Annotated in this window: 9 protein-coding genes and 1 pseudogene; 8 read left to right on the forward strand and 2 right to left on the reverse strand. The window is 72.3% G+C overall.

The window, feature by feature from the left end; genetic code table 11:
- Nucleotides 1-85: pseudogene (locus AB0F62_RS41745) on the forward strand (LuxR C-terminal-related transcriptional regulator); the annotation flags it as partial.
- Between the two features lie 28 nt (nt 86-113).
- Here the strand turns inward: AB0F62_RS41745 and AB0F62_RS41750 are convergent.
- Nucleotides 114-971, reverse strand: a complete 858-nt coding sequence (locus AB0F62_RS41750; RefSeq protein ID WP_361811828.1) for an NAD-dependent epimerase/dehydratase family protein — start codon at nt 969-971, stop codon at nt 114-116.
- Between the two features lie 472 nt (nt 972-1,443).
- Between AB0F62_RS41750 and AB0F62_RS41755 the strand changes: the two genes are divergently transcribed.
- Together AB0F62_RS41755 and AB0F62_RS41760 are read left to right on the forward strand one after the other, a co-directional pair.
- A complete protein-coding gene (locus tag AB0F62_RS41755) occupies nt 1,444-2,079 on the forward strand; it encodes a DUF1345 domain-containing protein (RefSeq protein ID WP_361811831.1) in 636 nt (211 codons plus the stop codon).
- 171 nt (nt 2,080-2,250) lie between these two features.
- Nucleotides 2,251-2,571 (forward strand): hypothetical protein, encoded by a 321-nt coding sequence (locus AB0F62_RS41760; RefSeq protein ID WP_361811834.1) that lies wholly within the window; start codon nt 2,251-2,253, stop codon nt 2,569-2,571.
- A gap of 98 nt (nt 2,572-2,669) precedes the next feature.
- On the opposite strand, the gene AB0F62_RS41765 is transcribed toward AB0F62_RS41760, so the two are convergent.
- Complete coding sequence (locus AB0F62_RS41765) at nt 2,670-3,146, reverse strand: MarR family winged helix-turn-helix transcriptional regulator (RefSeq protein ID WP_361811837.1); 477 nt, start codon at nt 3,144-3,146, stop codon at nt 2,670-2,672.
- 361 nt (nt 3,147-3,507) lie between these two features.
- Here AB0F62_RS41765 and AB0F62_RS41770 point away from each other — a divergent pair, with 361 nt between their 5' ends.
- The 5 genes from AB0F62_RS41770 (at nt 3,508) to AB0F62_RS41790 (ending at nt 8,934) form a co-directional block, all read left to right on the forward strand.
- Nucleotides 3,508-3,864, forward strand: a complete 357-nt coding sequence (locus AB0F62_RS41770) for a hypothetical protein (protein ID WP_361811840.1) — start codon at nt 3,508-3,510, stop codon at nt 3,862-3,864.
- Between the two features lie 218 nt (nt 3,865-4,082).
- Complete coding sequence (locus AB0F62_RS41775; protein WP_361811843.1) at nt 4,083-4,304, forward strand: hypothetical protein; 222 nt, start codon at nt 4,083-4,085, stop codon at nt 4,302-4,304.
- Between the two features lie 279 nt (nt 4,305-4,583).
- Entirely contained in the window at nt 4,584-4,832 is a 249-nt protein-coding gene (locus tag AB0F62_RS41780) for a winged helix-turn-helix transcriptional regulator (protein WP_361811852.1), read from the forward strand.
- Nucleotides 4,833-5,284: 452 nt separating this feature from the next.
- A complete protein-coding gene (locus AB0F62_RS41785) occupies nt 5,285-5,938 on the forward strand; it encodes an NAD(P)H-dependent oxidoreductase (RefSeq protein WP_361811846.1) in 654 nt (217 codons plus the stop codon).
- Nucleotides 5,939-6,051: 113 nt separating this feature from the next.
- Nucleotides 6,052-8,934: a SpoIIE family protein phosphatase gene (locus AB0F62_RS41790; RefSeq protein ID WP_361811849.1), complete on the forward strand. Its 2,883-nt coding sequence runs from the start codon at nt 6,052-6,054 to the stop codon at nt 8,932-8,934.
- Nucleotides 8,935-9,305 lie beyond the last annotated feature (371 nt).

The raw sequence follows: 9,305 nt of genomic DNA on the forward strand, positions 1-9,305 counted from the left end.
GGGGCTGTCCAACGCGGAGATCGCCGACCATCTGGTGGTCGCCGAGTCGACGGTCAAGACGCATGTCAGCCGGATCCTGGTGAAGCGCACGGGTCCGCACGGGTCAGCGCGGGTCAGGCGCGCGCGAGTTCGGCCAGCGGGTCGGTGTGCCGTGGTGTCCAGCCCAGTTCGGCCAAGGCACGAGCCGGTGTGAACCGCTGGTCGAGCACGAAGGCCTCGGCGATGGGTCCCATCCGGTCCCGGGCCTCCTCCAGGGAGATCGAGGTCGTCTTCCCCTCGATCCCGGCCGCGCGGCTGATGGCCGTCGCGACGTCCCTGGCGATCGGATTCACCCCGCCGACGCCCACGTAGACCGCGCCCGGTTCCGCACCGAGGGCCGCGACGTAGAGCTCGGCGAGGTCCTCGACGTGGACCAGCGCCCAGTGGGCGCCGCCGTCGCCGATGTAGGGGATGACGCCCGCCCGCTTCCCCGGCGCCGTGAAGAAGATGTCGATGAGGCGGTTCTCCCCGCCGTACAGCAGTCCCGGCCGGATCATCACGGGGCGGCCGCCGTGCGCCGCCCGCTCCAGGACTCGGTCCTCGACCGGACGCCGCCAGGCGACCAGCGGCGGCGGGTTCCACGGAGCGGACTCGTCCACCACGCCGTCGGTGTCGCCGTAGACCCAGGTGCCCCCGGTGTGGACGTAGGTACCGGCTCCGACGCCGTCCTGCATCGCGGACGCCGCCGCGAGATCGGCCTCCCCGCTGTCCGCCTGGGCCAGATGCACGACGGCCCCGGCCCGGCCCGCGGCCGTCCTCAGCACGTCGAGGTCGGCCAGGCCCCCGATCACCGGCGCCGCCCCCAGCGCCGCGACCGCTCCCGCCGCGGCCTCGCTCCTGGCCAGTGCCTCCACTTCGTGTCCCTGCCGGATCAGCGCCGCGATCGTCGCCTTGCCGATGTATCCGGATCCGCCGGTGAGGAAGACCTTCATCGCGTATGTCCCTTCTGGAGAACCTCGCTTCCAGCATGTGACCGGTGCGATGGGGGCGTCCAAGACCTGCTCTGCCCGCTGTGATGCCGTACGGGTATCAGCCACGTGCCGGCCGGCAGGACCGGCGAAGCGCCGTGCCGGATCCGGCGTCCCGGACACCGGGTACCCGCCCGGCCGGGGCGCGTCGCACGCCCTGCGCAACGTCTCCCGCCACGCGCGGGGGCCGGCGACCCCCTGGACGCCGTTCGCCGTCATGGTCGGGAGGTCGACGCGCAGCGGCGGAATCGCGACGCCGTCACCGTGGATCCGGCCGACCCGCTCGGCGCCCGCCTCCCCGACGTCCCCCGCCGCGGGCGGACTCGGGCATGGCCACGGCGTGGAGACGGTGCGGTCCACGGGGTGTCCGGCCCTCTCGGCGACGCCGAGCGCGGCTGCCACGACGTGCGAAATCCGGGTTGTACGGTGATGCCCCATGAGAACCACTTTGCCGCTGTCCGCGGTCCCCCGACTGGCAGGCGCGGTCGTCGTCGGAGCGGTCCTCGGCGTGATCGTCGCGGTTCCGAACGACGTGCCTCTGGGCGTCCTCGCCGGGATCGCGGCGACCGGGACGACCTTCGTCGTGACGGGCTGGCTCGTGTTGTGGCCCATGGACGCGACGGCCACCCACCGCAACGCCCGGCGCGAGGACTTCCAGCCGGTGGTCGAGGAACTCGTGGTCGTCGCGGCGGCCTTGTGCGGACTGGTGGCCATCGTGGTCCTGCTGCTGCGCGGCGGCAGCGACAGGGACCACGCCGCGGCGGCGACCGCGCTCGGGGGTGTGTTCCTGGCCTGGGCGGCGCTCCACCTGATGTACGCCGCGCGGTACGCCTACCTCTACTACACGGCGTCGGCGGGCGGGATCGACTTCAACTCCGAACACCCGCCGGCCTACAAGGACTTCCTCTACTTCAGCTACAACCTCGGCATGACCTACCAGGTCTCCGACACGGACGTCTCGAGCCCGGCGATCCGCGCGACCGTCCTGCGGCACTCGCTGCTGTCGTACGTCTTCGGGACCAGCATCCTGGCCACGACGATCAACCTCGTCGCCGGGATGGTCACGGGCTGATCCCCAGCGGCCCGGTATCCCGAATCGCAGATTTCTGTCAAGTCCCGAAATGCAGCGACATGACGGAGCCCGTCGTCCACGGCTTACTGGAGACATCGGGTTCACGCCGGACGGCGGCCCGCCGGACACCACCGGAGCCCCCTCCCCCACCGCTCACGAAGGACAACGACCATGGCCCGCACTCGCCGTACGAAGCGCATCGTCACCCTCACCGCCGTGACCACCCTGGCCGCGGGAGGCGCGCTGCTGCCCTCCACCGCGTTCGCCGCCTCCGCGCCGGCCGAGGCGCACACGGCCACCGCGAAGGCGGCCGGCTGGGGCGGCGGTCACGGCGGCGGCCGGGGACACGGCGGCGGGGGCTGGGGCAACGGCGGCTGGAACGGCAACGGCCCCAACAACAGCGGCAACGGGAGCGTGATCATAGTCGTCGGCAACAACAACTCCACCAACGTCAACAACGGCACCATCAACAACGGCGTCATCTTCGACTGATCGCTCGTACCCCGACACCTCCAGCACCTCCGGCAACCGGGGGTGCTGTTCCGTGCCCCGGGCGCACGACGGACCCGGGGCGCGGAGGGGGACCTCGGTCACTCCTCGGAGCAGACCTCGTCGCCGCGCGAGGTGCGAACCCGGGCGAGCAGCCCGCGGAGCACCGCGACCTCCTCCGGCGAGAAGTCGCCGAACAGCCCCTGCTCGACCTCGGTCACCGCTTCCTGCGCCTTGGCCAGGACGTGGCGCCCCTCTTCGGTGATGGCGACGATGTGGCGGCGGCGGTCGGACGGATCGCGACGCCGCTCCACAAGCCGGGCGGATTCGAGATCGTTCAGGATCGCGACCATGATGCTGGGATCCACCTCGAGGGCGGCCACGAGAGCCTGCTGCCCCATGGAGCCGCACTTGCCGAGCAGCATCAGCGTGGCGCCCTGCCGCGGCGCCAGGCTGCACGACGCGAGGGCGTGCTGCACACGGCTGTTCGCGATGGCGCCGTGCCGGGCCAGCAGGAAACCGAGCTGCTCCAGCGGGTCGCCGCCGGCCGCGTCCACCACGATCTCGTTCACTGCCATACCTCCATGGTAGCGCGGTGACAATCATCGGCGCGTGTGGGTAATCAAAGACTTTCAACGATTTCGGGCAGGCCGCCGCTCCCTCGATGGCGAGGATCTTCCACGACGCCTATTCCGCCTCCGCGCATTCCTTGCGGGAGGCGATGGTCACACGCCATAAATGATTGACGAGCCTCAATCATCAGTTAGGTTCAATGCACCAGCGATTCCCAGCGACGCCCGACTCCGAGGAATCCGCGCCTGCGAACCAGGCGCCCCTCGCCGGCGGCCCCGGAATCGCACCACGCGACCGGAATCGGCCCACCGGCCGGACCGTCGTCCGAAGCCCCGCACACCGGGGCACCCCAAGGAGAGATCAGACATGAACAAGTGGACGCGCATCATCGCCACTTCCACCGCCTCGGTGGCGCTCGCCGGTACCGCCCTGCTCGGAGCCACGGGCTCCGCGTCCGCCGCTCCCCGGCCCGCGGGCCAGGACCGGCAGGACGTGACAATCAGCACCGCCCGGGACACGGGCGCCGACCGCCACACCGGCCACGACCTGCGCTGGAACGGCGACCGCGACAGGCACCACTACGGCAACGACCACTACGGTGTGGAGTACTGGCGCGGTCACGACGGCCGGCTCTACCGGTACGACGGCCACCGCCTGGCCCGCTGGGACCACGGCCGCTGGGTGACCGTCTGGCAGTCGTACGGCCACGGGCCCGTCCGCTGAACCGTCGGCCGGATCCGGCGGAACCCGCCGGACCACGCCTTTCTCGACGACCGGACATCGTCCCGGCCACCCCGACGGGGAGCCGCGCCGGTGTCGAGCCGCTCCGCCCTCGGCCCGGCCCGGCACCGGCCGGCCCCCGCACCCTTTCCCTCATCCCGTCACGTGGACGAACCACGCCCGCCGACCGTGACACCCGCGCCCAAGACCCGGAGAACACCATGCTCGAGACCGTCCCGACGCCGAAGCCCGGCGGCATGCTCAACAACGCCTTCGTGGCCGTACGGCGTCTCCAGGGGACGTCCGGAGGCTCCCGAACGGGGCGGCACCGTGGGCGACCCGCCGGCGAGCGCCTGTCGTCCGTCGGCGTTCCCGGTACGGGCGCCCACCGCCGCCCTCCCAAGGCCGGCAATGGCCTCGGCAGCATGGCTGCCGAGGACTGAACGACGTCCGCCGGAACGACGAACCCCGGCACCCGCCACCCGGCACCCGGCACCCGGCACCCGGCACCCGGCACCCGTACGATCGCGGCGCCGAGGCGTGCGTCCTCGATGTGAAGCAGGCGCCGATCTCCGGGCGAAGGCCGTCGAGGAGTGTCGAGGAGTGGAGAAATGACCACCGGGCCATCCCCGCGACTTGTGCGCGACTCCGTGCACGACGACTCGTGCCCGAGCTTCCAGGGCACGCTTGAACTGGTCGGACGCCGCTGAACGGGGTCGATCCTGTTCGCCGCGGCCCAGGGTGCCCGCCGCTTCGGGGAGTACCGCGCCGTGATCGACGGCATCTCCGACCGACTGCTGGCCCGGCGCATCAAGGAACTCGAGGCCGAGGGCCTGATCGAACGCTCAGTGATCTCCAGCACGCCGGTGCGGATCCGCTACGCCCTGGCCCCGGACGGCCGTGCGCTCGTGGCCGCCCTGCAGCCGCCGGCGCGGTGGAGCGCGCAGCGTCGGGTCCGGCGCGCGGGTTAGCCGTATCGCCCCGTGAGGGCGGGGCGGACGGGCGGAACACGTCCGCCGGCCACCGGAGCGGCACTGCGGCGACTCCGGGTCCGCTCCGCGACCGCCCGCTCGCGCATTCCGTGCCCGGCCGGGCACGGTCGCGCGCCGCCGTCGTGAGCGACCGCCGAAGCCAGACCGCGGAAGCCAGGCCGCGGAGGCCGGACCGTACGACGTCGGGCACGGCCCGCAGATCCGTCGACAGGAGTGCGTCCACCGCTCGGGGCCACGTACAAACGATGCGCCCGAGGCACGCGGACGGCCAAGGCACGGGTAAGTCACTCACCTCGGGTAAGCGACTTACCGCGCCTTTTGCCGACGAAGCCCGCCGCCCCACCGTGGAGTTGTGGGGCCGCCGCGTCGCCACCCGGCGACGCCGAAGGCCGGCCCCCGCAAGACGAGCCTCAACGCACCTGGAACTCCACATGGCAACCCTGCTGCACCTCGACTCCTCCCTCCACCCGGGCTCCGGCTCCCGCTCCCGCACCGTGGCGCTGACCTTCCGCGACGCGTGGGAGGAGCAGCACCCCGACGGCACCGTGGTCTACCGCGACCTCGCCGCGGACCCGCTCCCCCACCTGGACGTGCACGCCTTCTCCGCGGCGTTCGCCGACGCCTCCTCGCACACACCCGAGCAGGCGGCGGCCTTGGCGGGCCGGCTGGCGCTGATCGAGGAACTGGAGAAGGCCGACGCCGTCCTCCTCGGCGCCCCGATGTACAACTTCACGATCCCCTCGACGCTCAAGAGCTGGATCGACCACGTGCTGATGGTCGGCCGCACGACCGGTGACACGTCCAGCGTGAAGGGCGTACCGGTCACCGTCATCGCCAGCCGCGGCGGCTCCTACGCGCCGGGCACTCCGCGGGAGTCCTCGGAGTACGTCCAGAACTACCTGCGGGCCATCCTCGGCGAATACATGGGCCTGGACCTGGACTTCATCGTCCCCGAACTGACCGCCGCGTCCTCGAACCCGGCGATGTCCGAACTCGTCCCCCTGGCCGAGGCCTCGTGGGCCCGGGCACTGGAGGAGGCCGGCGCCAAGGGCAAGGAGATCGCGCGGCGCGTCGCCGCCGCGTGAACCCCATCGGGCCTCCACCGCGGCGGACGCGGTGGAGGCCCGCGCCGCGGGACCACCGGGCAGTAAGGTCCCCCTCACCTGCCAGGTTTGCTCCCAAAATGTACATTTACATGGTGAATGAACGATTGGCGCTGCTCGCCGGTGTGGAGAAGGGCATCCCGGAGGGTGAGGTGCTGCGGCTCGCGCTCCAGCACGCGGTCGCCGAGCTGGACGGGCTGGGCGGCACCGTCCACCTGAGCGGGCCCATGTCCGCGCTGCGCCTGGTGTCGACGGTGGGGCTGTCGCCGGATCTCGTACGCCCCTGGGAGATCATCGATCAGCAGAGCCCCGCGGTCCAGGCCCGTGCCGTACGCGACGGCCGCCACGTCTGGGCGCCCCGGGAATCGACCGGGGCCGTCCGGCCCGGGGAGGCGAAGGAGTGGCCGGGCACAGGGCTGGCGGCGGTGGCGCTGTCCGACGGGCAGGGCCCGGTCGGGGCGCTCACCGTGGTCACGAGCGCCGCGGGCGAGCCCACCCGGGAGGAGTGGGAGTTCCTCGACGCGGTGACCGCCTGGGCCCAGGAGCGCGTGGACCAGGCCCCGCCGCCCAGCCGCCCCACGCACGAGGAGCCCAGCGGCAGCTGGCTGCGGCAGGCCCTCAAGGCCGTCGAGGTGGGCACCTGGGACTGGAACATCCGCACCGGCGAACTGGCCTGGGACGACGCGGCCATGGCGGTCTACGGCACCGACCCCGCCGACTTTGTGCCCCGGGTCGAGAGCTGGATGAAGGTCGTCCACCCCGACGACCTGCGCTGGACCCTCGCCGCCGCCGAGCGCGCGATCCGCGACCGGGGGGTGTTCGAAGCCGAGTACCGGGTGCGCCGTCCCGACGGCAGCTACGGGTGGACGGAGACCCGCGCCAAGGTGGTGCTCGACGAAGGGGGCGAGCCCTACCGGATGATCGGCACGGCCTGGGAGAGCAACGAGTCCCGGTCCGCCCGTGACGCCCTCAGCCGCGCCCTGCGGTACATGAGCGACGGATTCCTCGCGGCGGACGAGGACTGGCGCATCACGTTCGTCAACCGGGAGGCGGAGGATCTGCTGGGCTCCTCCGAGGAGGAGCTGTTCGGCCGGGTGCTCTGGACGCTGCCGTCGCTGCGGCAGATCGCCGGCCTGGAGTCCCGCTGCCGTGAGGCCGCCGCCGGGTCCGCGCCCACGAGCTTCGACATACACATGCCCGCCACGGAGGCCTGCTACCAGGTCCGGCTCGTCCCGCTGCCCGACGGGGTCACCCTCTACTTCACCGATGTCACCGAGCGGCGCCGGCTCGAGGCCGAGCGCGCCGCCGCGGAACGCGGCGCGAGCGAACGCGCGGCCCGGATCGCCGAACTGACCGCGGCCCTCGCCAAGGCGACGACCTCGCGCGACGTGGTGGACGCCGTGGCCCAGCGCGTTCTGCCGCCGTTCGGCGCGACCGGACTGCTGGTGCAGGCGCTCGAGGACGGCCGGGCCTACAACGTGGGTTCCGTCGGCTACCCGCAGGCATTCCTGGACAACCTCCACGGCCGCCCCCGGGGCGCCAGGGACCCGGTGTGGGACGCGATCTCGACCAGCGGGCCGGTCTTCGTCTCCTCGGCCGAGGAGTACGCCGCGCGGTACCCGGCCATGGCCGACCGCCCGCATCTGACCGGGAAGGGGTCCTGGGCCTTCCTGCCCCTGACCGCCTCCGGACTCACCTTCGGCGTCTGCGTGGTCGCCTTCGACCAGCCGCGGCGTCTGACCGACGAGGAACGGACCCTGCTCAGCGCCATCAGCGCCCTGGTGGCCCACGCACTGGAACGCGCGCGCCTGTACGACGCCGAGCACACCCGCTCCCGGGAGCTGCAGAGCGCGCTGCTCCCCCAGGAGCTGCCCGACCTGCCGTCGTGCACCCTCGCCGCCCGCTACCTGCCCACCGAGCAGGGCGCGGACGTCGGCGGCGACTGGTACGACGTGATCCCGCTGTCCGCCGGCCGGGTCGCGCTCGTCATCGGCGACGTGATGGGCCACGGCCTGTCGGAGGCGGTCACCATGGGGCGGCTGCGTACGGCCGTCCACACCCTGGCCGGTCTCGAACTGCCCCCGGACGAGATCATGGGCCACCTCAACGACATCGTCGGCGGACTGGGCGCGGACTCCTACGCCACCTGCCTGTACGTGCTCTACGACTCGACCACCGGAACCTGCTCCGTCACGCGCGCCGGGCACCCTCCGCCGGCCATCGTCCATCCCGACGGGAGCGTGCGCTTCCCGAAAGCGGCGCCGAACCCGCCGCTGGGGGCTGCGGAGCAGCCGTTCGAGACGGTCGAGCTGCAGGTCCCCAGGGAGAGCCTGCTGGTGCTGTTCACCGACGGCCTGGTCGAGTCCTCCGAGCGCGAGATCGACCAGGGGCTCGCGGACCTGGCGCGCCTGCTGCTGGGCAGCGCGGACGGCCGGGAGCTGAACGCGCTCTGCGACTCGCTCATCGCCGGCCTGCTCCCCGTCGGCCGGACCACCAGCGACGACATCGCGCTGCTGGTGGCACGCGTCCACACGCTCGCCTCCGACCGGATGGCGTCCTGGGTGCTCCCGGAGGATCCGCGGGCGGCGGGGATGGCCCGCGGGCACGTACGCGAGCAGTTGTCCGCCTGGGGCCTGGACGAGCTGACGCCGACGACGGAGCTGCTCGCCAGCGAGCTGGTCGGAAACGTCATCCGGCACGGGCGGGGCCCGATGACACTGCGGCTGCTCCGGGACATCGACCTCGTCTGCGAGGTCTCCGACGAGAGCCTGACCATGCCCCGCATCCGCCGCGCGTCCGAGACCGACGAGGGCGGCAGGGGACTGCAGCTCGTCGCCTCGCTCTCCCAGCGGTGGGGGACCCGCTACACCCCGAACGGCAAGTGCATCTGGACGGCACAGCAGTTGTCGGGGACCGACGGCCTCACGACGCTCCTGGAGACCTTCGACGCGGACGCGGTACCGCCCCTCGGTCCCTGAACCCGCGGCCGTCCGGCACGGGCGCGCCCGACCTCGCACGACGACGCGTGGCCAAGGGCGGGCCCGGGCGGGGTGTGCGCGGACGGTCCCCGCCGACGTCCTGGGCCTGATCCCCCCACCACGCCAACCATCGCCCACGGAGGGGGTGTTGCCGGGAGCACGGGCGCTCGGTCACGTGCCGGCGCACGGCCGCGGCCGCGGTGTGACACGTCTGTGACAGTCGGCGGACAGCGCGATGACGTCACCACGGCAAGGTAGTCCAAAGAGGGCAAAACGCCTTAATCGGACATTTGCCTCCTGCTTTCGAGGGCGCGAGCAGGGACGACCACGCCGACCCGCCGAAGGACACCCCCCATGAGCCTCGTACTCAC

Source organism: Streptomyces sp. NPDC026673 (assembly GCF_040638135.1).
Lineage (GTDB): Bacteria > Actinomycetota > Actinomycetes > Streptomycetales > Streptomycetaceae > Actinacidiphila.

Excerpts from the sequence above, each read along its gene's own strand:
- AB0F62_RS41755 (WP_361811831.1), top strand. The coding sequence starts at position 1,444 with ATGAGAACCACTTTGCCGCTGTCCGCGGTCCCCCGACTGGCAGGCGCG.
- AB0F62_RS41750 (WP_361811828.1), bottom strand. The coding sequence starts at position 971 with ATGAAGGTCTTCCTCACCGGCGGATCCGGATACATCGGCAAGGCGACG.
- AB0F62_RS41765 (WP_361811837.1), bottom strand. The coding sequence starts at position 3,146 with ATGGCAGTGAACGAGATCGTGGTGGACGCGGCCGGCGGCGACCCGCTG.
- AB0F62_RS41760 (WP_361811834.1), top strand. The coding sequence starts at position 2,251 with ATGGCCCGCACTCGCCGTACGAAGCGCATCGTCACCCTCACCGCCGTG.
- AB0F62_RS41775 (WP_361811843.1), top strand. The coding sequence starts at position 4,083 with ATGCTCGAGACCGTCCCGACGCCGAAGCCCGGCGGCATGCTCAACAAC.
- AB0F62_RS41785 (WP_361811846.1), top strand. The coding sequence starts at position 5,285 with ATGGCAACCCTGCTGCACCTCGACTCCTCCCTCCACCCGGGCTCCGGC.
- AB0F62_RS41770 (WP_361811840.1), top strand. The coding sequence starts at position 3,508 with ATGAACAAGTGGACGCGCATCATCGCCACTTCCACCGCCTCGGTGGCG.